This is a genomic window from Halobellus rarus, from assembly GCF_024494595.1.
Classification (GTDB): Archaea; Halobacteriota; Halobacteria; order Halobacteriales; family Haloferacaceae; genus Haloquadratum; species Haloquadratum rarum.
In genome coordinates, this window is record NZ_JANHDI010000001.1 from 34399 (window position 1) to 55047 (window position 20649).

Annotated in this window: 22 protein-coding genes and 1 tRNA gene; 14 read left to right on the plus strand and 9 right to left on the minus strand. The window is 67.6% G+C overall.

Annotation, left to right across the window (positions count from 1 at the left end; translation table 11 throughout):
• The first annotated feature begins 113 nt into the window (after nt 1–113).
• Genes NO876_RS00170 through NO876_RS00190 form a run of 5 tightly spaced genes read left to right on the plus strand, consistent with a single transcriptional unit; the run spans nt 114 to nt 4083 of the window.
• Nucleotides 114–923, plus strand: a complete 810-nt coding sequence (locus NO876_RS00170) for a hypothetical protein (RefSeq protein ID WP_256419658.1) — start codon at nt 114–116, stop codon at nt 921–923.
• Nucleotides 920–2179 carry a SipW-dependent-type signal peptide-containing protein gene (locus NO876_RS00175; RefSeq protein WP_256419659.1) on the plus strand — a complete coding sequence of 420 codons (1260 nt, stop codon included), beginning with the start codon at nt 920–922 and terminating at the stop codon, nt 2177–2179. Before NO876_RS00170 ends, NO876_RS00175 begins: the two co-directional genes overlap by 4 nt.
• Complete coding sequence (locus NO876_RS00180) at nt 2176–3096, plus strand: signal peptidase I (RefSeq protein WP_256419660.1); 921 nt, start codon at nt 2176–2178, stop codon at nt 3094–3096. Before NO876_RS00175 ends, NO876_RS00180 begins: the two co-directional genes overlap by 4 nt.
• On the plus strand, nt 3089–3946 hold the full coding sequence (locus tag NO876_RS00185) for a hypothetical protein (protein ID WP_256419661.1): 858 nt from the start codon (nt 3089–3091) through the stop codon (nt 3944–3946). Before NO876_RS00180 ends, NO876_RS00185 begins: the two co-directional genes overlap by 8 nt.
• A complete protein-coding gene (locus NO876_RS00190; protein ID WP_256419662.1) occupies nt 3946–4083 on the plus strand; it encodes a hypothetical protein in 138 nt (45 codons plus the stop codon). Before NO876_RS00185 ends, NO876_RS00190 begins: the two co-directional genes overlap by 1 nt.
• A 118-nt stretch (nt 4084–4201) precedes the next feature.
• On the opposite strand, the gene NO876_RS00195 is transcribed toward NO876_RS00190, so the two are convergent.
• Together NO876_RS00195 and NO876_RS00200 are read right to left on the minus strand one after the other, a co-directional pair.
• Nucleotides 4202–4274, minus strand: a tRNA-Gln gene (locus tag NO876_RS00195).
• Nucleotides 4275–4432: 158 nt separating this feature from the next.
• Entirely contained in the window at nt 4433–4966 is a 534-nt protein-coding gene (locus NO876_RS00200; protein ID WP_256419663.1) for a CPBP family intramembrane glutamic endopeptidase, read from the minus strand.
• A 73-nt stretch (nt 4967–5039) separates the two neighbouring features.
• Between NO876_RS00200 and NO876_RS00205 the strand changes: the two genes are divergently transcribed.
• From NO876_RS00205 to NO876_RS00215, 3 genes are all read left to right on the plus strand, one after another.
• Nucleotides 5040–5309: a hypothetical protein gene (locus tag NO876_RS00205; protein WP_256419664.1), complete on the plus strand. Its 270-nt coding sequence runs from the start codon at nt 5040–5042 to the stop codon at nt 5307–5309.
• 352 nt (nt 5310–5661) lie between these two features.
• Nucleotides 5662–6240: an IMP cyclohydrolase gene (locus NO876_RS00210; protein WP_256419665.1), complete on the plus strand. Its 579-nt coding sequence runs from the start codon at nt 5662–5664 to the stop codon at nt 6238–6240.
• Between the two features lie 61 nt (nt 6241–6301).
• Nucleotides 6302–6976: a metallophosphoesterase family protein gene (locus tag NO876_RS00215; RefSeq protein WP_256419666.1), complete on the plus strand. Its 675-nt coding sequence runs from the start codon at nt 6302–6304 to the stop codon at nt 6974–6976.
• A 31-nt stretch (nt 6977–7007) separates the two neighbouring features.
• On the opposite strand, the gene NO876_RS00220 is transcribed toward NO876_RS00215, so the two are convergent.
• Complete coding sequence (locus NO876_RS00220; protein WP_256419667.1) at nt 7008–7244, minus strand: hypothetical protein; 237 nt, start codon at nt 7242–7244, stop codon at nt 7008–7010.
• 72 nt (nt 7245–7316) lie between these two features.
• Nucleotides 7317–8495, minus strand: coding sequence for an aspartate kinase (locus tag NO876_RS00225; RefSeq protein ID WP_256419668.1), 1179 nt, complete (start codon nt 8493–8495; stop codon nt 7317–7319).
• A gap of 234 nt (nt 8496–8729) precedes the next feature.
• Between NO876_RS00225 and NO876_RS00230 the strand changes: the two genes are divergently transcribed.
• Nucleotides 8730–9191, plus strand: coding sequence for a hypothetical protein (locus NO876_RS00230; RefSeq protein WP_256419669.1), 462 nt, complete (start codon nt 8730–8732; stop codon nt 9189–9191).
• A gap of 34 nt (nt 9192–9225) precedes the next feature.
• On the opposite strand, the gene NO876_RS00235 is transcribed toward NO876_RS00230, so the two are convergent.
• Nucleotides 9226–10878 carry a DNA-directed DNA polymerase II small subunit gene (locus NO876_RS00235; RefSeq protein WP_256419670.1) on the minus strand — a complete coding sequence of 551 codons (1653 nt, stop codon included), beginning with the start codon at nt 10876–10878 and terminating at the stop codon, nt 9226–9228.
• A gap of 112 nt (nt 10879–10990) precedes the next feature.
• On the opposite strand from NO876_RS00235, the gene NO876_RS00240 reads away from it, so the two are divergent.
• Complete coding sequence (locus NO876_RS00240) at nt 10991–11881, plus strand: S26 family signal peptidase (protein ID WP_305882794.1); 891 nt, start codon at nt 10991–10993, stop codon at nt 11879–11881.
• A gap of 17 nt (nt 11882–11898) precedes the next feature.
• On the opposite strand, the gene NO876_RS00245 is transcribed toward NO876_RS00240, so the two are convergent.
• The 3 genes from NO876_RS00245 to NO876_RS00255 form a co-directional block, all read right to left on the minus strand.
• Complete coding sequence (locus NO876_RS00245) at nt 11899–12603, minus strand: Sjogren's syndrome/scleroderma autoantigen 1 family protein (RefSeq protein ID WP_256419671.1); 705 nt, start codon at nt 12601–12603, stop codon at nt 11899–11901.
• A gap of 381 nt (nt 12604–12984) precedes the next feature.
• Entirely contained in the window at nt 12985–13479 is a 495-nt protein-coding gene (locus NO876_RS00250) for a Zn-ribbon domain-containing OB-fold protein (RefSeq protein ID WP_256419672.1), read from the minus strand.
• Entirely contained in the window at nt 13476–14642 is a 1167-nt protein-coding gene (locus tag NO876_RS00255; RefSeq protein WP_256419673.1) for a thiolase C-terminal domain-containing protein, read from the minus strand. The genes NO876_RS00250 and NO876_RS00255 overlap by 4 nt, the downstream gene beginning before the upstream one ends.
• A 146-nt stretch (nt 14643–14788) precedes the next feature.
• Here NO876_RS00255 and NO876_RS00260 point away from each other — a divergent pair, with 146 nt between their 5' ends.
• A complete protein-coding gene (locus tag NO876_RS00260) occupies nt 14789–16369 on the plus strand; it encodes a long-chain-fatty-acid--CoA ligase (RefSeq protein ID WP_256419674.1) in 1581 nt (526 codons plus the stop codon).
• A gap of 125 nt (nt 16370–16494) precedes the next feature.
• On the opposite strand, the gene NO876_RS00265 is transcribed toward NO876_RS00260, so the two are convergent.
• Nucleotides 16495–17019 carry a DedA family protein gene (locus NO876_RS00265; protein ID WP_256419675.1) on the minus strand — a complete coding sequence of 175 codons (525 nt, stop codon included), beginning with the start codon at nt 17017–17019 and terminating at the stop codon, nt 16495–16497.
• A 127-nt stretch (nt 17020–17146) separates the two neighbouring features.
• Between NO876_RS00265 and hemB the strand changes: the two genes are divergently transcribed.
• From hemB to glnK1, 3 genes are all read left to right on the plus strand, one after another.
• Nucleotides 17147–18127 carry a porphobilinogen synthase gene (gene hemB / locus NO876_RS00270; protein WP_256419676.1) on the plus strand — a complete coding sequence of 327 codons (981 nt, stop codon included), beginning with the start codon at nt 17147–17149 and terminating at the stop codon, nt 18125–18127.
• A 317-nt stretch (nt 18128–18444) separates the two neighbouring features.
• Nucleotides 18445–19857: an ammonium transporter gene (locus tag NO876_RS00275; RefSeq protein WP_256419677.1), complete on the plus strand. Its 1413-nt coding sequence runs from the start codon at nt 18445–18447 to the stop codon at nt 19855–19857.
• Complete coding sequence (gene glnK1, locus NO876_RS00280) at nt 19850–20212, plus strand: nitrogen regulatory protein GlnK1 (RefSeq protein ID WP_256419678.1); 363 nt, start codon at nt 19850–19852, stop codon at nt 20210–20212. The genes NO876_RS00275 and glnK1 overlap by 8 nt, the downstream gene beginning before the upstream one ends.
• Nucleotides 20213–20649: the final 437 nt, after the last annotated feature.

Consider the following 20649-nt stretch of genomic DNA (forward strand, 5'->3'; position numbering starts at 1 on the left):
CGTATCGGTCGCGAAGCCGATCCATACCTATGACCGCCGCTGCCGTATCGCCCACAGAACACGGATCGGGTGCCGATCCACCGACCGACCCGGCGTATCCGGGACAACTGACAATGACACTCACACGTCGGGAACTGTTGACGGGAATCGGCGGCGGCGCGCTCGCCGTCGGAGGGTTCTCCCTCCGCCGGGACGCGCCCCGCTTCTCCCAGTACACCTACGCCGCACCGGAGGACGACACGGACGACCGACGGCTCCGTATCGCCTGGTACGAGAAATACAACGGCGGCTTCGTCGCGAACCACGCCGGAACGAACGACAGCCTCGAGGCGACGCTCGATCCCGATACCGGGCCCGCGTACGTCGACGAGGCGACCTTCGTGACCGACGCGAGCGGCCCGGTCCTCTCCGTGGGGAACGTGCTCCCCGGAGACACGGGCACGCTCGTCGTCGGCCTCGAAGTCGTCGACGGCAGCGGCGCGGAACCGCTCGACGTGTGGTTCCGCGCGTCGCTGACTGAAGACGGCGAAAACGGCGTGAACGGCCCCGAACGGGCCGCCGGGGATAACACGGAGGACGACGGTGAACTCGACGAGGACGCCGTCGTCGAGATGTGGCTCGACGGCTCGCCCCTGGGGAGCTGCAACGGCACGAAGGAGTTCGACGAGGCGCTCGAATCGCCGCTCGTCGCTCCGTCTCCCTTCGCGGAGGCGTTCGCACCGACGGCCGACGCCGGCGACGACGAGGGACTGCTCGCGATCGAATGCCTCGCTCCGGGATCGTTGCGGTGCGTCGCGCTCCGCTGGGAACTCCCGATCGAAACGGGGAACCGAGCGCAGGGGGACTCCCTCGGCTTCGACTTCTCCTTCGTCGGCGGCGCCTGCGACGGCGACAGCCCCTTCCTCGTCGGAGGTGCGCGATGATACTGAGTCGCCGCCGCGTGCTGACAGCGCTGGCCGCCGCCGGCGGTGCGGGCGCACTCACGGGGACCGGGACGGCAGCGATGTTCCGGGACGCCGAGCGGTTCGAGGCGTCGATCACGGCCGGCACCGTCGACCTGGTCGTCGAGTACGAACTGCTGAGCGGCCCCGGCGCGGACGCCCCCGACGGGAGTGGCACCGTCGACGGTCCGCGGGTTCGGCTCCCGATCGAGTCCCTCGGCGCGGACGGCGACGCGGGGAGTATGCTCCTCACGTTCGCGCTCCCCCAGCGGGGCGACGCGGTCAACAACCCCGCGGCGCTGTGGCTCGCGACGGACTGTCCCGTGCCCGCGTCGACGGCGCTCGGCGAGGCGATCCGGCTGACGCTGTCGTACGCCGACTGCGACTCCGGAACCCCGATCGAGCGGATCGCCCGCGGATCGCTCCGGGAGGTCGCCGACGGTCTCCGCGACGGATACCGCGTCGACGGCGACCCGACCACGACCGAGGCGGACTGCCTGACCGACGAGGTCTGCCTGCTCGCCGAGTACGAGCTCGCCGGCTACGTCGGCAGCGAGACGGTCGACGTGCCCCTGTGGTTCTCGGCGATCCAGTGTCGGAACACGACGCCGGAGAACCCCTTCGCGGGCCGGGACACGGCGCCGTGTCCGCCCGCGGACCCGTGTCCGTGCTGCCGAACGCTCGGGAAACTGGAGTTCGAGGACGACACGCAACCCGGACTCGGCGACAGCTACGTCGAGCCGGGAACGTACGCGTTCACCGAGGGAGACACCGACTACGGGCTGGAGATCTACGACACGGCGGACAAAGACGGCGAGCGCGAGACGCTCGGCGTCGCCTTCCGCCTCGTGAACCTCGCCGATAGCGCCGCCGCCGTCCCCGGACTCTGCACGGTCGCCGTCAAGGGCGGCCCCGGCTTCGAGCAGTACGACCGCGACGACGACACCCTCGTTGATACCGCGGATCTCCCCGGCAGCGACGACGACGGGCTCGTCTACGCGCCCGACGGCAAAGGAATCAGCCACGTCACCGTCTGCATCTGCACCACCGAATCGGCGGCGGACTGCCCCGGATGCACCGACCCCTCGCTCACGAACGGCGGGGGCGGCGGTCGGGGCGGAACGATTGGCGGAAGCGGCGGCCCCGACGAAACGAGCGGTGACACCGACGAAACGAACGGCGGAGGCGGTGGCCGCGGCGGGAAACCGGAGACGGATCCGGTCGGAGGTGACCGATGACCCGCGTCCCGACGCCGTCGGTGCCGAGCGCCGGGAAGTTGCTCGCGACGCTCGTCCTGCTCGCGGCGGTCTCGCCGTTCGTCGTCTTCGCGGTCCCGCAGACCATCGGAGCCGACGAGGGGTTCGTCGTCCTCTCCGGGAGTATGGAACCGGCGCTGTCGCCCGGCGACGTCGTGATCGTCGATGCCTCCGCGCCCGTGCGGGTCGGCGACGTAATCACCTACCGCACCGGCGGCGACAGCGTGCCGACGACCCACCGCGTCGTCGGCGAACGCGACGGCGGCTACGAGACGAAGGGCGACGCCAACGAGAACGTCGACGCGGGCCTGGTCGGCCCCGGGGCGATCATCGGGCGAACCGTCCTCGTGATCCCGGTCGTCGGCCACGTCATCCTGTGGGCGAACACGCCCGTGGGATACGTCTCCCTCGTCGTCGCCCCGCTGGTGCTGCTCGGCGTGAGCGAACTGTTCGCGTGGGCCCGCAGGGAGCCGGAGGCCGACGCGTCCGGGGAGACGGGACCCGAGGCCGACGCGTCGTCCGTGGCAGATGTCGATACGCCCGCCACCGACGCCGGCGGGGTCGCTTCGGACGCCGAAGTCACTTCCGGAGGCCTCAGCGAGGCCACCGCGCCGCAATCGGGCGGGACCGTCGCGGTCGCCGCCGTCGACCTGAAGCTCACGCTCCTGGCGATGGCGGCGCTGTTCGCCTACGCGGGGTGGAACGTGTACCGCGAGTTCGCCGTCGCGGCGGCCCCGAACCCCGTTTCCGTCGGCGCGCTCACGGGCGGACTGCTCGGCCTGCTGTTCGCCGGATCGGTGACGGTGGCCGCGTGGCGAGCGGCCCGATCCGCCACGCGGAGTCCCCCGGCTCCTGCTCTCACGGACGGGAGCGGGAACGCGGAGGTGGGCGATGAGTAAGACGCTCGCGGTCGTCTGTGCGCTGCTCGTGCTGTTCGCCTCGGCGACTGCCGGCTTCGCCGGCGGACTGTCCGTCGCCCTGCTGTCGGACGAGGAGTCGGTTTCGGTCGGCTTCAGCGCCGACGTGCCGAGCCCCGACCCCGTCACGATCGGCCTCGGCAGTGGACCGGCGGAACCGGTCGGCCCCACCGCGTTCGGACTCGCGGACGCCGGGAACGAAACTGCGCCAGACGAGGGGGACCTCGGCGACAACTCCACGGAGCGAAACGACACCCTCGTGGAACCCGTGTCTCCGACCGGGAACGATTCGGCCGGTAGCGTCCTCTCGCCCGACGAAAACGGCACGGTCGGACACGGCGAGACGGCCTCTAGCGAGGGGGCGATGGGTGCACCGGCCTCTGAGACGGCTGACCCGCCGGAGGCGGATGCAGTTCAGACGCCGGAAGACGAGGCTCAGACGCTGGAAGACGAGACTGAGACGCCGGAAGACGAGGCTCAGACGCTGGAAGACGAGACTGAGACGCCGGAAGACGAGACTGAGACGCCGGAAGACGAGACTGAGGCGCCCGACGACGAGAGCGCGTCGCCGCCGGACGGTGAAACCCCGTCCGAGGAACCGGAATCGACCGAGTCGGTCGATGTCGACACCGAGCAATCACCCGATTCCGACGGGGAGACCGAATCCGGACCGGAACCGACCGCCGGCGAGGTAGCGGATTCGGAGGCGGATCCCGCGAGCGACGACGAGACGGACGCCCAGCAGTCTGCCGACACCGGCGACGACCCGGACAGCGATACCGGTGATGCCTCGTCGGATACGTCGACGCCGGACGATTCCGACGCCGCCTGATGACCGCGCGGGCCAAACGCGTCTCGATCCACCTCCCCGGGACGGCTCCCGGTGCGCCGCGGCGAAACACGCTCGTGGTTCTCGGCTACCTTCTGGGTCTGGTCGTGTTCGTCGGGGTTCTTTTCGCACTCTTTTGAACGCTCTGCCCCACCGGCTTCGTACCGTGTTTCTCCACAGAATCAGATAGCTACCCCGCCGGCATCACGAGTAACAGGGAGCGCTGCGTCGCTCACCGGCGAATCGATACGTGAGAAGTAGTCCCACCAGGATTCGAACCTGGGTCGAAGCCCCCAGAAGGCTTCAGGATTGGCCACTACCCCATGGGACTGCATCGACGCCGACGCCGTTCGTCGGCTGTGTACCCTCTCGTAACCCGTGGCTCCATATGAGTGTTGCGAAGTCTCCTCTTTTCGTATCGCGGTATTCGTCGGTCGCAGGCCCGGCTGGACTGGCCGCCACGCACTTCTCTCGTCGGTTGCACCCTCATCACGTCTCGATCTCGTCCTCCTCACTCGCCTCGCTCTTCCTTGGGCGTCGGGTCTCACCGGTCAGTTCAGCGCGACTCAGCGACGGGGTCCCGACCGCGACGAGCGACGCAGTCGAGAGGACGAACGCGGCGATGCCAGCCAGTCCTACCGGATTCGCGACGAGCTCTCCGAGAACCGAGTCGGTCGCGTCGGTGTAGACCAGCAGCGTCCCGCCGGCGGCGTTGAACACGCCGTGGAAGAACCCCGCGGCGAGGACCGAGCGGGCCCGGAGGACGAAGTACGTGTACAGCGGCGAGAACGCCACCGTCGCGGCCGTCATCGCCGCGACGCCGACGAGCGGGAACGACGGGTAGTTGTAGCCGTCGAGGATCACCGGCGCGTGCCAAACACCCCGCAGGAAGCCGATGGCCACGCTCGCGCGCCAGAACCCCAGCGGCGCGAGTTCCCACAGGAGGTACCCCCGCCACTCGAACTCCTCGCCGAGCGCGAAGACGGCGTTGACGGTCACGCCGGCACCGACCGTCAGAGCCACGAGCGCGAGGACGCCGAGCGCACCCGACGGGAGAGGGAGTCCCGGCGTCGGATCGGCGGTGCCGTCGAAAGAGATGCCGGGGCACCGCGAGCGCGATCACGAGCGCCACCGCGAGCGCGATCACGAGCGCCACCGCGACGAGGGCGAGGACAGTCACGACGGCGGCGACGTGCCAGCGGAGGCGGCTGATCCGAACGCCGACGTCCCCTACCGACACCGCCGCCGTGAACACCGTCACTGCGGCGGCGACTGCGGGCGTGAACATATACAGCGGGGCCAGCGCGACCATCCGGACGTTCGTCAGCCGAGCGGCGACGACGAACCCGAGAACGAGCAGGAGTAACGCGCCGAGAAAGCGAATCAGCCGAGACCGGTCGACGTCACTGTCCCGATCAGTGCTCGTCGCGGACGGCCGTTCGGTCGATGCGGTATCCGAATCCGCCGCTTCGCTGTCTCCAGTTGCGTCGAGGGCGTCGTTTGCGGGGACCGTCCCGAGCGATCCATCGTAATGTAGGAAAAAGAACGTTTCCACGCTTCCGCCGACGTCACCGAGATAGCCTCGCGAACGACGACTGAACGGTCTTCTCAGTGAACGACTGCCGCCGGTGTCGAGCGAATCGGCATCGGTCGGGTCGTCGCTGCCCGTTCGTGCACAATCCACTACCTATTTATCCCGGTCTTGGCCACGTTCGCGTATGTACATCGGACGGTTCGTGATCGTCGCGCCCGACTTCGGCGCGTACCGCGTCTCCTCCCGCTCGTTTCCCAACCGACAGGTCGTCGCCCGCGACGGGACGCTGACGGTCGCGCCGACGCCCGACGCGCCCGAGAACGACAACCCGTACGTCTCCTACAACTGCGTCCGCGAGGGCGGCGACGGCGTCGTCGTCGGCAACGGATCCCACGTCGATCCGATCGCGGAGAAACTCGACCTCGGCTACCCGGCGCGGGACGCGCTCGCGTCGGCGCTCCTCGCGCTCGACTACGAGAAGGACGACTACGATACCCCCCGCGTCGCGGGCGTCGTCGGCGAGGAATCGTACGTCGGTATCGTCCGCCGGGACGCCCTGCTCGTCGACTCCGTCGACGAGGCCACTCTCGTCGCCACCTACGAGGAGGACGCGCCGACGCCGATCGAGTTCTCGTCCGACGCCGCTGCCGACCCTGCCGACATCGCGCGGGACGCCTACGACCTCGACTACGAACACGCCGTCTGCGCGGCGGGCGTCACGTACGACGACGGCGACGTCGACGTCGGCTTCTACAACGGATAGACGCGTCCGGCCCGTCTCTTCGGGACGGTGACTTTTGTCCGCCGCACGTGTACGTCCGCGTATGCAGGTCGCCGTCCTCTCCGACATTCACTCGAACAAGGTCGCACTCGACGCCGTCCTCGACGATCTCGCCGGCGACAGCGGAGTGAAACCGGACGCGATGGTCTGCGCCGGCGACGTCGTCGGCTACAACCCCTGGCCCGCGGAGTGCGTCGCCGCCGTCCGCGAGCGAGAGATTCCCACGGTGATGGGGAACCACGACCGCGCGGTCGCCTCGGATACGACGTTCCGATTCAACTCGATGGCGGCCGCGGGCGTCGAACACGCCCGAGAAGCACTCGACGACGACGCGCTCGGGTGGCTCGCGGGCCTCCCCGATAGCCGGACCGTCCTCGACGGCCGACTGAAACTGGTCCACGGCCACCCCGACGACCCGGACCGGTACACCTACCCCGAGGAGTTCTCGGCGTCGATGCTCGGCGACGAGGACGTCCTCGTGACCGGCCATACGCACGTGCAGGGACACCGCCTCTTCGACGAGGGCGTCGTGATGAATCCCGGTAGCGTCGGGCAACCGCGCGACAGCGACCCGCGGGCCGCGTACGCGCTGGTGGACCTGGAGGATCTCACGGTGGACGAGCGACGTGTCGAGTACGACGTCGACTCGGTCGTCGAGGCGGTTCAGGAGGCCGGGCTCCCCGAGCGGATCGGCTCGCGGCTCTACGAGGGTCGATAAACAGTCGCTTTTCCGCCCGTTCGACGCTTCCTTACTCCGCAATTCCGCCGAGGCTCGACATCGGCGTCGCGCCCGCGACGATCGCGCCCGTCGCCAGTAGCGCCGCGGACAGCACCACGAAGTCCCCGCTCGGCGAGTACCCCGCTAACCCCGCGCCCACCTGCACGATGAACACGGTGACGAAGAAACTGAGGATGGCGAACACGAGCATCACGAGCGCCGCGATGATACTACTGACTAACGCGCCGAAAGAGTCTAAGAATCCCATTTGTACTCTGTATCCGACCTGATCCGGGAGACGGATCAGGCTTGGGATCGGGGAATGACGCTCGAACTCGGCTCAGAACTCGTCTTGGACGATTTCGAGCGTCTCCTCGCGGTCGTCCCACGCGACGAAGATGGCCACGGACGTCGCGGAGGTGATGACGTCGTGGATGTTGATGCCGGCCTCCGAGATCGGCTGGACGATGTCGAGGATGACGCCGGGTCGGTTCGGCAGTTCGCCCCCGGTGACGCGGATGACCGCGACGTCGTCGTCGACGGTGACCGAGGAGAGCGTCTGATCGTCGACGACCTTCGCGTGCAGCAGGTTCTCGGCCTCTTCGGCGCGGTCTTCGTTCACGTAGAACGTCACCGAGTCCATCCCGGAGGCGACTGCGTCGATGTTGATCTCCGCCTCGCGCAGCGCCTGGGAGAGGTCCGCGAGGATGCCCGGACTGTTGCGGATCGAGCGCCCGGCGACGGTGATGCACGCCAGCGAGTCCTCCTGCATATCGATGAGGTTCTCGAACTCGCCCTCGATGAGCGTTCCACCGGTGAGTAAGTCCCCGTGCTGGTAGTGGACGACGCGAACGTCGAGGTCGTCGTCCTTGTACGAGAGCGCCGAGGGCGCGACCACCTCCGCGCCGCGGAAGGAGAGGTTCCGGAGTTCGTCGACGGTGATCCGCCCGACGTTGCGTGCGCCTTCGACGACGCGCGGATCGCCCGTCATCACTCCCTCGACGTCGGTGACGATGACGACTTCGTCGGCGTTCATGTACCGGCCGAGCATCACGGCCGTCGTGTCCGACCCGCCGCGGCCGAGCGTCGTGATCTCCCCGTCGAGGTTCTGCGCCAGGAAGCCGGTGATCACCGGGACGACGCCGTCGAGGTCGGCGGCGAGCGCGGCGGCGCGGCGCTTCGTCTCCTCGACGTCGACCTCGCCGAGGTCGTTCGCGATGATCGGCCAGTCCTCCCCGCCGGGTTCGACGAACATCGCGTCGACGCCGCGGGCTGCGAGCGCCGCTTTGAGCATCCGGACGCTCGTCCGCTCGCCCATCGAGACGATCTCCGCGCGGTCGCGGTCTTCGGCCTCGAACTCGATCTCGTCTAAGAGTGCGTCCGTCGTGTTCCCCATCGCGCTCGCGACGACGGCGATCTCGTGACCCTCCTCGACGGCCGCGGCGATGGAGTCGGCGGCGCGATTGATCCGGTCGCCGCTACCCAGGGACGTCCCCCCGAACTTCGCGACTACGCGCACGGTCGGCCCTCCTGTCGACGAACGAGACGGAACTGCGAGTGGTGCTCTGACATAGGCGCTCTTTGCGGGGGGGAGTGTAAAATCTTGTCTCCCGGCCCAACGGTTGCCGAATTTCTCGCGCTGGTCGACCCCCGAGTCGTCCCACGCCTTCGCTCGAAGCACCGACCACCGACTGCCGACCGCCGACGCGACACCCGGCGTCAGTTTAACCACCGCTCGGTCGAACAGGGACCTATGGACCTAGACGTCCGCGACGCCGTCGAGGCGGACGCCGAGACCCTCGGAGCGATCGTCGATCTCCCCGCGGACGCGCTGCGGAACGTCGTCCACGACCGGACGGTCCGACTCGCGGTCGAACCGGCGTCGGACCCGGGACCGAACGCCGACGTCGCGTCCGACGGGGACGACGTCGCCGGCGCGGCAGACGAGTCAGTGCTCGGTTTCGTCGCGTTCGACGTCCGTGACGGGACGGTGCACGTGACGCAACTCGCCGGAGACGCCGACGTGGCCGAGCGACTCCTCGCGGAGCCAGTTCGATTCGCCGTCAACGAGGGGTTCGACGTCTCGTTCGTCGTTCCGGATTCGGACGCGGACGCGGCTGCGGCCGCGCGAGCGGCCGGTTTCGAGGCCGTCGGATCGGGACCGCGCTTCGACGGCGAGGCGACGACCCGGTATCGGTTCCGCCCCGGCGACTGATCGACGAGCGTTACGTTCCCCGGCCGACGGCCGATCAGGCGAACTTCCGCACGGTCATGTCGAGCGTGTCGAGGTCGAGAATCGGTGCGTAGCCGACGTCGGGATCGATGTTGACCGACTTCTGGAAGTCGGTCTGGGCCTGCCAGCACCCCGAGTTGACCGCGAGCACCTCGTGGTACTTGCCCCAGCCGAGTTTGTGGACGTGGCCGGTGTGGAACACGTCCGGCACTTCCTCCATCACGAGGTAGTCCTTCTCCTCGGGCGCGAGACGCGTCTTCCCGCCGAACTGCGGCGCGACGTGGCGCTTCTTCAGCAGCTGGTACATCGCCTTGTGCGGGTCGTCGTAGCTGGCCTTCTCCTCGGGCAACTCGGCGATGACCTCGTCGAGTGAGACGCCGTGGTACATCAGCACCCTCACGCCCTCGACGGTCACGAGCGACGGGTTGCCCGTGATGCGGGCGTCGTGCGCCGACATAATCTCCCTGAGGTTCTCGTCGAACCCCGGCTGCGGCTCGGCGAGGCGGACCGCGTCGTGGTTGCCCGGGATCATCAGGATCTCCATATCGCCGGGGACGTCCTTGAGATGCTCGGAGAACCGCTCGTACTGCTCGTAGATGTCGACGATGTCGAGTTCCTCGTCCTGATCGGGGTAGACGCCGACTCCCTCGACCATATCGCCCGCGATGAGGAGGTACTCCACGCGCTCGGCCTCCTCGGTGTGGAGCCAGTCGGCGAACCGGGTCCAGGCGTCGGCCTCGAACTCCTGGCTGCCGACGTGGATGTCCGAGACCAGCGCCGCCTGCACGTGTCTGTCCGCGGTGTTCGGCGAGTACGTCCGCGGCACGTCCGGGAAGTGCATCGAATCGACGAACATGATTCCCGCGTCGTCCGAGAGCGTCCCCTCGACGGCGATGCACTCGTCGAGCAGCAGTTCGTCGACGAAGCCGGCGAACTCCCGGTCCTTCATCACCAGACACGGGAACGTTCCGGTCGTGTCCTCCAACTCCACGAGCCAGTGGCCGCTCTTCGTCGAGCGGATGTCGTTGACGAGGCCGACCATCGCCGCGTCGGTCCCGCCGCTCATCGACTGGATGGCCGTCGCCGGCCGGTGGTTCACCCGCCCGCGGAGCTGTTTCGAGAGCTTCTCGTAGCGGTCTCTGAACACCTTCACGAAGTCGCCGTACTCGCCCGTGCCGGTGCTCTGGCCGGTCACGTCGCCGTCGACTTCCAGCGACCGGAGCGAGGGATCGGCGGTCCGCGACGCCGCTGGACTTCCGTGTTCCGGGCCGCCTCCAGCGGCCGTGCGACCCCCGCCCGCGACCGCCGACGTCGACGTGTCGACCCCGCCGTCGGTATCGTTCCGGGGCGAGCGCTCTCCGCCGACGCCCGAGGCCGTTTCCGACGTTTCTTCTGGAGACGTATCTCTTCGATCGTCATCCTCTGTCGTCCGGTTCGATGCCGGTTCTCCAGTAGAAACAGGGGGGTCTTCGACTGCCGGATCACCGAGTGCGCCGCGGACGTCTCCAGCCGTGATCCGAAGTGCGGCGTCGTCGACGTGTTCGACCACCCGTTCGAGCGTTCGCCCCGGTCGTTCGGTGCTCGCGATGAGCGTCACGGCCGCCTGCTCGGCGTTGTATCCCCGCGCTGCGAGTTCCCGCACGATGCGAACCGGCGTCTCCAGAGGCACACCGACCGAACGGGGCAGCGGAAGAAAAGCGTACTGAACGAGCCCGGGGCGTCGCGTCCGATCCCGGCACGGCCCAGAAGGTTGAAACGCGGCGGCGAAGAAAACGGGGTAGATGACGGACGACGAGGGAGATGCGAACGCGCCCGGTCGACCGGACCCGGTTCAGCGCGAGGACGGGCCTTCGGGCCAGGACGGACCTTCGGGCGAGACGGCGACGCCCCCGACCGACGACGGGTCCGATCGGGGCGAACCGGGACCGACCGATCGCCCCGACGCCGTCGACGACGGCGAGGCGACCCGCCTCCCTCCAGGGACCGTCGACTCCCGCCGCGACTCCGACAGCCGCCCCCGGCCGCGACCCGGAACGCGGGCCGCCGACCGCGACGTGAGTTTCCTGACACGCTTTCGGACGGCACAGAGCGGTCCGCTGCTCTTCGTCCGCGAGACGCTCTACAGCGCGCTCGCCGTCGCCGCCGTCGGCTTCCTCCTCTTTGCGATCAGCGGCGTCTGGCCCCCGATGGTCGCCGTCGAGAGCGGCAGTATGGAACCCGAGATGTCCCGCGGCGACCTGATCTTCGTCACGGAGCCCGAGCGGTTCACCCCCGACTACGCCTACGGTGACACCGGCGTCGTGACGGTCGAAATCGGTAGCGAGGAGGGGTATCGGAGCTTCGGCGGCAACGGCTCGGTGGTGATCTACGACCCGCCCGACCGGATCGGCTCGCCGATCATCCACCGGGCGCACTTCTACGTCGAGGAGGGTGAGAACTGGTACGACCGGGCGAACCCGGCGCATATGAACGCGAACGACTGCAGCCAGCTCTCGAACTGCCCCGCGCCGCACGACGGCTTCATCACGAAGGGCGACGCGAACGCGCGGTACGACCAGGCGAGCAACATCGCCGGCCCCGTCCGATCGGAGTGGATCCGCGGGACCGCCCGGATTCGGATCCCCTATCTGGGGTACGTCCGGCTCAAACTGGCCGGGGCACTCGCTGCTTGACGCCGGCGCTATCGCCTCTATTCGAGTTCGTCGAGCGCTTCGGCGGCTTCTCTCGCGGCCGCCAGATGCGCTTTCGCCTGCCGCGGATCGTCCGTCCGCTCCGCTAACTGCGCGTGACGCGTCAGCGCCCGCAGCAGCGCGTCCCGCGCCGTCCGTTCGCTCGCCGCCGCCGACCCCTCGTCCGCGGCGCCCGGCGCCCTCCCGACGGCGGTCGACGGACCGCGCGGCGTTCCACCGCTGTCGGCCGATCGACCGCTCGTCGCAGCCGGTTTCGGGCTGACGCCCACCTCCGCGGCTGCCGCCGCGTTCGGCTCCGGTTCCGAATCCGACTCCGGATCGGGGGCGACGCTTCTGCCGCTCTCCGGGGCGTCGGTCTCGACCGAACCGACCGCCGGCGTCGAATCTCGCTCGACCGCGCCGTTCGATTCCGACCGGCTGGCGGCGTCAGCCTCCGACGATGGCGTCATTTCCGGCGACGACTCGGCGGCCTCGCTCTCCGACGCCGCCCCCTCTCCGCCGGTGACGCGCTGACAGCTCGGACAGAACGCCTGGCCCTGGTAGCGGAATATCGGCGATCCGCACTCGTCGCAGTGCCGGTTGGTCATCGTCGCGCCCTTCAGCAGGAGTTCGCTCATCTGCTGGGTCTCCTTGCGCCGCTCCTCGTCCTTCTCGTACTTTTCGCGCAGTCGCTGCCGCTCCGCTTCCTCGTCGAAGTCGCTCACGTGTGGCCCGAACGCGACGTAGCTCGAAAAGTCCTCCGGGGACGGGGCAGGCGAGCGTTCGCGGTAGCATCCGCCTGCGAGCCTCCCGCCGGTCGGCTCTTGATCCCCCGCCCTCGGCGAGTGAACCGGCGTCTTTGCGAGCGGTAGCGAGCAACGGCCGGGGGACGACCGAAGGGAGTCACCCGGCGACCGAGCGGCTCGCAGCGCCAGGCAGGTCGCCGGATACCGGTCTCTCGATTCACTCGATGCGTGACCCGCTGGGCCTCCGCGAGCGACCGCAGTGAGCGAGCGGTTCACATCGACGAACGGCCGGAGGCCGTGAGCCGGCGTATTCTCGGTCCAGCTTTCGTTGCAAAAGGACCTCGCCAGTGTTCTGCCCGCTCACAGCAGCTCGAAGACGTGGATCGGCCACTCCTCCTCGTAGGACAGGTCGAAATCCGGATCGATATCGACCGCCTCGGGATCACAGACTCGGAGTTCGACGCGGTCTCCGATGGCGACGTCCTCGAGCGAAGCGGCGACTCGACCCGTAAGCCGAGCCGAAGAGTCGAGTTCGACCACTGCGACGGTGATCGGCGCCAACTGGTCGAACGCAGAGGGCGGTCGGTTGACCGACGTGTACGAGATCACCTCGCCGGTCCGGGGCTGCTCCGACAGCGTGACTGCCCGGCTGCCACAACCGTAACAGGCGGGACGAGGCGGCAGCAGGTGTGTATCACACTCCGTACAGCGGGCGGCCATCAACCGGCCCTCAGATAACGCGTCGAAGAAGCCGGGGAGCGTGAACGGCGAGTCGGCGGTGATGTCTTCCGGTACGAGCGGTCCCGTCGTCGTGGAATCGGTGTCTGTCATCGGTGAGTTACTCTCTTCGGTCATTGTGCGGTCAGGACGTGGGCCACGGTATGGGCGTCCGCGACGCCGCCTTCGTTGATGAGAAGCGCGGTGTCGGCGTCGGCTACCTGTCGTTTACCGGCCCGTCCGGTGAGCTGTTCGTAGGCTTCGACCGCCTGCAACAGCCCGGTCGCTCCGATCGGGTGCCCGCGGGCCTTCAGTCCGCCGCTGGTGTTGATCTGGACGTCAGTCCAGCCCGCCGACCGGTCCCCGGGATCCTCGACGGTCTCGATTCCGCGACCCTCGGGGGCGAACTCGGCGGCCTCGGCCAGCAGCGCCTCGCAGACGGTGAAGGCGTCGTGCACTTCCGCGACGTCGATATCCGCGGCGCCAACGCCGGCGTCCTCGTAGGCGGTCGAGGCAGCCACGTTCGCCCCCTCGACGAACGTCAGGTCGCGCTCCGCGACGGCGAGGTTGTTGGCCGCCGAGCCGACGCCGGCCACGCGGACCGCGTCGGGGCGGCTCTGCAGGTCGGCCGCCACCTCGTCGTTCGCGACGACGACGGCCGCGGCACCGTCGGTAACCGGCGCACAGTCGTACAGTTTCAGTGGGGGAGCGACGTCGGGAGCGTCCATGACTGTATCGATATCGACCGCTTGCTGGAACATCGCTCGTGGGTTGTCCGCCGCGTTCCGATGGTTCTTCACGGCGATCCTGCCCAGGTCTCGTTCCGTCGCGTCGGTCTCGTGGAGGTATCGCCGCGCGAGCAGGGCGTACGTGGCGGGCGCGGTGATCCCGGACCGCTGTTCTAAGGCCCGCTCGAAGGCGGCACCGAGCGCGTTCGTGGCGCCTTCGGTCCCGCCGGCGGTCATCTTCTCGACGCCGCAGGCCAGCACTGCGTCGTGGACGCCCGCCCGAACGTCCCGGACTGCGTTCTTGAGCGCGAGCGCACCAGCGGCCGCACACGCCTCGACGCGCTCTGCGGGGACGTTCCGCAGGCCGGCCCACTCGGCCATGAGTGTTCCCTGCATGATCTGATTTTCGTACCGTTCGGACTGGGCGCCGACGTACAGGCCGTCGACGACGTCGGCCGGATCGGGCAACTCCTCGAACGCCTCGGCCAGTGCCCTCGAGAACAAGTCGCGGCCGGGCAGGTCTGTCTTACCCAGCGGAGAGGAACCGACCGCGATGAGATGAGCTGTTGACATCCTCTATGGGTCGTAAACTATTGATATTAACAGTTTGGTCGCGAACCCGGCAGAAGTTGACTCTTGTCGTCGCAACCGAGTGACACAGTGTGCACTTTTGCCGTTGAGAAAGAACTTTACGTGCCACAGTCACGTCTTGGCATAGCATGCACAGACCGATGACGACGCTCGACTTCCTCGACAGGGGGATCGACGTCTACGGCGACGCTGTCGGCGTGGTCGCTCACGACGGCACCGAGTACACCTACGCCGAGTTCGGCGAGCGGGTCGACCGCGCGGCGGCGACGCTCTCCGATCTCGGCATCGAGCAGGGCGACCGCGTGGCGCTGCTCTCACCGAACACACACTGGTTTCTGGAGACGCTGTTCGCGATCAACGTCCTCGGGGCCGTCTCGGTCCCGCTCAACTACCGACTCATCGCCGAGGACTACGAGTACATCCTCGACGACTGCGGGGCCCGGGCGGTCGTCGCCGACCACGAGTACGCCGAGAAGGTCGAGGCGATCCGCGACCGGGTGCCCGCCGCGACGTTCGTCGCCAACCCGGCCGACCGCGTCGACGGCGACTGGCGCGACTACGAGTCACTCCTGGAGGGGGCCGACCCCGACGCGGTCGAGCGCCCCGACATCTCCGAGGACGACCCCGCGACGATCAACTACACGAGCGGGACGACCGGCGACCCGAAGGGCGTGGTCCGCACCCACCGCACCGAACACTGGCACGCGCTGATCACCACCCACCACACCGAGGTCAGCGACGACGACGCCTACCTCTGGACGCTCCCGATGTTCCACGTCAACGGGTGGGGCTATCCCTACGTCATCACCGGCGTCGGCGGGACACACGTCTGCCAGCGCCACTTCGATGCCGAGGGCGCTTTCGAGCGCATCCACGCCCACGACGTGACCTACCTCTGTGGCGCGCCGACGGTCCTCGACCGGATGATCGATCACTACCAGACCCACGACGTCGCGGCGACCGGTGACAAGCCGGTCAGGATCGCGACCGCGGCCAGCCCGCCGCCAGAGTCCACTATCCGGACCGTCGAGGACGAACTCGGCTGGAACATTTTGCACGTCTACGGGCTGACCGAGACCGGCCCGCTGATCACGACGAGCAACTCGCCGCGCCGGATCGAGAGCGAGGGTCGCTTCGCGATCAAGACCCGCCAGGGCCACGCCATGCTCGGGACCGAAGTGCGCGTCGTCGACGAGGACGGCGAGGACGTCCCCCCCGACGACGAGACGATGGGCGAGATCGTCGTCCGCGGCAACCAGGTCATGGACCGCTACTGGAACAAGCCCGAGCGGACCCGGGAGGCCTTCGCCGGCCGGGTCGACGGGTGGTTCCACACCGGCGACTTCGCCACTATCGACGAACGCGGGATGGTCGCGATCAAGGACCGCAAGAAGGACGTCATCATCAGCGGCGGCGAGAACATCTCCAGCGTCGAGGTCGAGGACGCCCTCTACGACCACCCCGACATCGAGCGCGTCGCCGTGATCGGCGTCCCCCACGAGAAGTGGGGCGAAACGCCCAAAGCAATCGTCGTGCCCGCCGTCGGCGCGGATCTCACCGAGGACGGGGTCATCGAGTTCGCCCGCGACAACCTCGCGCACTTCAAGTGCCCGACCGTCGTCGAGTTCGTCGGCGACCTCCCGGAAACCTCGACGGGCAAGATCCGCAAGGTCGAACTTCGGGAGTCCCACGGCGAGCCCGTCGAATGATTCCGACCGTGACCGCCGACACCGTTCGAGGTCATCACGCCGATGGCGTTGCGGGCGTGTCCGAGTAATCCACGGAAAGGAGCCACGGGCCACCGCGCCCGTGGCGGCCCCCGACTCTCTGTCTCCTACAGCAGCGTGCCGGCGTACAGGTACAATCCCGCCAGCGCGACCTCGAAGAGCAGCGTGCCCAGCGCCGACAGCGCGAGGAACTGCCGGTCGTCCATCTCGGCGAACCCGGCGGGGACGGTGAGCATTCCCCGCGTAAACAGCAGCGCGTTGCTCACGGGAACGACGACCGGGCCCCACCGCTCGAACCAGCCGTCGAACCGGTCGAGTTTCGACTCGTCGATGCGGAACCACGACTTCGCGAGGAGGTACTCGCGGCCGCCGCGCTGAGCCACCTTGAACAGCGCGTACTGTCCGACCGTGGCACCGAGAACCGCGACGGCGAGGATCGGAATCAGCGAATCACCGCCGAGCAGCAGCAGCGACCCGGGGACGATGAGTTCGCTCGGCATGAAGTACATCAGCATCGCGCCTTCGAGCACGAAGACGCCGAAGAGCGCGACGTAGGCCCACTCGGACTCCAGAAGCGCCAGTAGGCGGGGGGGCATCGCGTCGAGCTGGAGGGCGACCGCGAGCGACTGCATCGTCTTCCCTTACCCGGGAGCGGCACAAACACGTTTCGCTCCGGGTCTCATCACCGGTGGGTCGGACACCACTGTCCCTCCGCGCGCAGTCCGATGCGGTTTTTTCCCCCGATCACGAAGCCCGGCTATGGACCTCACCGACCGTCCGCGACGGCTCCGACGCGACGGCATCAGACCGCTCGTCAGCGAGACCCGCCTGGACGCGCGGGACCTCGTCGCGCCGATATTCGTCGACGCGACGACCGACGAGCGCCTCCCGATCGAGTCGATGCCGAACCAGGAGCGCGTCCCCGTCGACGGCGCGGTCGACCGCGTCGAGGAGATACGCGAGACCGGCGTCGAGGCGGTGATGGTGTTCGGCATTCCCGAGTCGAAGGACGAGCGCGGCACGCGCGCCTGGGCTGAAGACGGCGTCGTCCAGGAGGCCGTCCGCCGGATCACCGCCGAGACGGACGCCTACGTGATCACCGACGTCTGCCTCTGTGAGTTCACCAGCCACGGTCACTGCGGCGTCCTCGAAGCCGACGCGGAGTCGGACCCCACCCTCACGGTCCGGAACGACCCGACGCTCGACCTGCTGGCGAAGACGGCCGTCTCTCACGCGGCGGCGGGCGCGGATATGGTCGCGCCGAGTTCGATGACCGACGGGATGGTGGGTGCCATCCGCGAGGGCCTCGACGAGGCGGGCCACGCGTCGGTGCCGATTATGTCATACGCCGCGAAGTACGAGAGCGCCTTCTACGGCCCCTTCCGCGACGCGGCCGACGGCGCGCCGGCGTTCGGCGATCGGCGGCACTACCAGATGGATCCCGCGAACGGCCGCGAAGCGCTCCGGGAAGTCGGTCTCGACGTCGAGCAGGGCGCGGACGTGCTGATGGTCAAACCCGCGCTCGCGTACCTCGACGTCGTGCGTGCGATCCGCGACTCGTTCGACCATCCGGTGGCCGCGTACAACGTCTCCGGCGAGTACGCGATGGTGCACGCCGCCGCCGAGAAGGGATGGCTCGACCTCGAAGCGGCGGCCTACGAGTCCCTGCTCGCGATGAAGCGGGCGGGCGCGGATCTCATCGTCACGTACTTCGCCGAGACGCTCGCCGACCGGGTCTGAAGATACCGTTCGAACGGTCGATATCACCACTACTATCGGGCGCGCACCCGCTGAAACGGACGCTTTGGCAGGATTTGCCTGAACGTACGTCCATCTAATCCGGAGATTGATGTCGATATCTACCCATCTCTCCACCTTATACTCATTATATTCTTATCCAAATCATACGAATGTCTGGATAGACATAGGTATTTTAGACATATTCAACTCCAAAATTTATATACTACCTTTGCTTGAGAATCTCCCGTGATACAAACCACGAATCACAGCGAATTTGGAGCACCACTGGACGAACGTTCGAAGCTGGAGGTGAAAGTATGGTAACGCCGTTACAGGTCGATCCGACCGCCGTCGCGAACGGGATCAACAACGTGTGGGTGCTGATGGTCACGTTCCTGATCTTCTTCATGCAGCCGGGCTTCGCGCTGCTGGAGTCGGGGCAGGTCCGCGCGAAGAACGTCGGGAACGTGCTGATGAAGAACATGAGCGACTGGTTCCTCGGGACGATAATCTACTTCGTCGTCGGCGCGGGCGTCGTCGGAGTCGCCGGAGCGCTCACCTCTGGTGGCGGAATCTCCGGCGCGTTCGCACACATCAGCGATCCGAACGCGTGGATCGGCTGGCTCTTCGGCGCGGTGTTCGCGATGACGGCCGCGACGATCGTCTCCGGAGCCGTCGCCGAGCGGATGAACTTCGACGCGTACGTGCTGTTCACCATCGTGATGACGGCGATCATCTACCCCGTCGTCGTCGGCTTCACGTGGGGCGGCGGCCTCCTCTCCGCCGGCGGCTACATCGGCAGCGCGCTCGGTGCGGGTTACCTCGACTTCGCCGGTGCGACCGTCGTCCACATGTGCGGCGGGATCGCCGGCCTGGTCGCGGCCAAACTCGTCGGGGCGCGCAAGGGCCGCTACGACGCGAACGGCAACAGCCAGCCGATCCCGGGTCACTCGATGCTCTTGGCCGTCCTCGGGACGTTCATCCTGGCGTTCGGCTGGTACGGCTTCAACGTCGGCACGCAGGCGACGATCCTAGCCGTCGGCGACGACGGGTCGCTCACGTTCATGGGCGCCGCGCTCGGTCGCGTCGCGCTCGTGACGACGCTCGGAATGAGCGCGGGCGGTGCGATGGCGATGCTCACCTCCGCGCGCTACCAGGGTAAGCCCGACCCACTCTGGACCGCTAACGGACTGCTGGCCGGCCTCGTGGCCGTCACGGGCGCGGTCCCGCACGTCACGTGGTGGGGCGGCGCACTCCTGGGCGGCCTCGGCGGCTTCCTGGTCCTGCCCGCGTTCCGCTTCACCGTCGACACGCTGAAAGTGGACGACGTCTGCGGCGTCTTCGCCGTCCACGGTGTCGCCGGCGCGGTCGGAACGGCGCTGATTCCGATCTTCGCGGTCGGCGGCTTCGCGATCAATCAGTTCGCGCTGCAGGTCGTCGGCGTCGTCGTCATCGCCCTGTGGACGGTCGTCGCGTCGGCGATCGTGCTGTACGTGCTCGACGCGGCCGTCGGCCTCCGCGTGACCGAGGAAGAAGAGACCGAGGGCCTCGACGAGGGCGAACACGGCGTCTCGGTCTACCCCGAGTTCGTGCCGAACGAGCGCCGCGAGAGCACCGTCGCCACCGACGGCGGCGAACTCCGCACCGACGGCGGCGAACTCCGCACTGACGATGGCGCGGCTCTCGACGACCTCGCCGACGGGGGCACGGAGGTGAGTTCCGATGAGTGACTCCGCCGACACGGACATCAAGATGGTGGTGGCGTACATCAGGCCCGACAAACTCGGCGACGTGAAGCAGTCGCTCGCGGAGGCGGGCGCGCCGTCGCTGACGGTGACGAACGTGTCCGGTCGGGGCTCCCAGCCGGCGAAGAAGGGGCAGTGGCGCGGCGAGGAGTACACGGTCGACCTCCACCAGAAGGTGAAGGTCGAGTGCGTCGTCGCCGACATCCCCGCACAGGACGTCGTCGACGCCATCCAAGCCGGCGCGAACACCGGCGAACCCGGAGACGGGAAGATATTCGTCCTCCCCGTGGAGTCGGCCCACCAGATCCGCACCGGAACGACCGGGCCCGACGCGGTGTAGTTCCCCCTGCAGACACTTTTTTCGAACGCTCAGTCGCTGTCCTGTGGCTTCGATCGACGGCAGATCCGATTTCGGTCTGTGACTGACCTGCTATCGTAGTGTTCGCAGGGTTTCGCTCACTCGATCGCACGCCAGCGTTCGGCCGGCTGCGTGATCGTTTGCAAATCGACCGCCGCTTCCGGCGGGACGCACCCCTTTCCGTCGAACGCGCTCGACAGCCCCGCGCGTCGCTCGCTCCATATTTCTAGAGTGCTGACACTATGTCTGTAACAAAATACGGCAACATTTGTCCGCCTCCTCCCGACATTACGCCCTTATATTCCTTTTATTCCATAGTAATTTTGACATACGTGTGTATACCATCAGCAAATTTTACAATATAAACGATAAGTGTTTTAATACTCTATGTAGATAGGTCATACCGAGATTCGGAAAAC

Coding starts and splice junctions, on each gene's coding strand:
- NO876_RS00170 (WP_256419658.1), top strand. CDS start 114: ATGACACTCACACGTCGGGAACTGTTGACGGGAATCGGCGGCGGCGCG.
- NO876_RS00175 (WP_256419659.1), top strand. CDS start 920: ATGATACTGAGTCGCCGCCGCGTGCTGACAGCGCTGGCCGCCGCCGGC.
- NO876_RS00180 (WP_256419660.1), top strand. CDS start 2,176: ATGACCCGCGTCCCGACGCCGTCGGTGCCGAGCGCCGGGAAGTTGCTC.
- NO876_RS00185 (WP_256419661.1), top strand. CDS start 3,089: ATGAGTAAGACGCTCGCGGTCGTCTGTGCGCTGCTCGTGCTGTTCGCC.
- NO876_RS00190 (WP_256419662.1), top strand. CDS start 3,946: ATGACCGCGCGGGCCAAACGCGTCTCGATCCACCTCCCCGGGACGGCT.
- NO876_RS00205 (WP_256419664.1), top strand. CDS start 5,040: ATGCCGGGGCACCGCGAGCGCGATCACGAGCGCCACCGCGAGCGCGAT.
- NO876_RS00210 (WP_256419665.1), top strand. CDS start 5,662: ATGTACATCGGACGGTTCGTGATCGTCGCGCCCGACTTCGGCGCGTAC.
- NO876_RS00215 (WP_256419666.1), top strand. CDS start 6,302: ATGCAGGTCGCCGTCCTCTCCGACATTCACTCGAACAAGGTCGCACTC.
- NO876_RS00220 (WP_256419667.1), bottom strand. CDS start 7,244: ATGGGATTCTTAGACTCTTTCGGCGCGTTAGTCAGTAGTATCATCGCG.
- NO876_RS00230 (WP_256419669.1), top strand. CDS start 8,730: ATGGACCTAGACGTCCGCGACGCCGTCGAGGCGGACGCCGAGACCCTC.
- NO876_RS00240 (WP_305882794.1), top strand. CDS start 10,991: ATGACGGACGACGAGGGAGATGCGAACGCGCCCGGTCGACCGGACCCG.
- NO876_RS00250 (WP_256419672.1), bottom strand. CDS start 13,479: ATGACCGAAGAGAGTAACTCACCGATGACAGACACCGATTCCACGACG.
- NO876_RS00255 (WP_256419673.1), bottom strand. CDS start 14,642: ATGTCAACAGCTCATCTCATCGCGGTCGGTTCCTCTCCGCTGGGTAAG.
- NO876_RS00260 (WP_256419674.1), top strand. CDS start 14,789: ATGCACAGACCGATGACGACGCTCGACTTCCTCGACAGGGGGATCGAC.
- NO876_RS00265 (WP_256419675.1), bottom strand. CDS start 17,019: ATGCAGTCGCTCGCGGTCGCCCTCCAGCTCGACGCGATGCCCCCCCGC.
- hemB (WP_256419676.1), top strand. CDS start 17,147: ATGGACCTCACCGACCGTCCGCGACGGCTCCGACGCGACGGCATCAGA.
- NO876_RS00275 (WP_256419677.1), top strand. CDS start 18,445: ATGGTAACGCCGTTACAGGTCGATCCGACCGCCGTCGCGAACGGGATC.
- glnK1 (WP_256419678.1), top strand. CDS start 19,850: ATGAGTGACTCCGCCGACACGGACATCAAGATGGTGGTGGCGTACATC.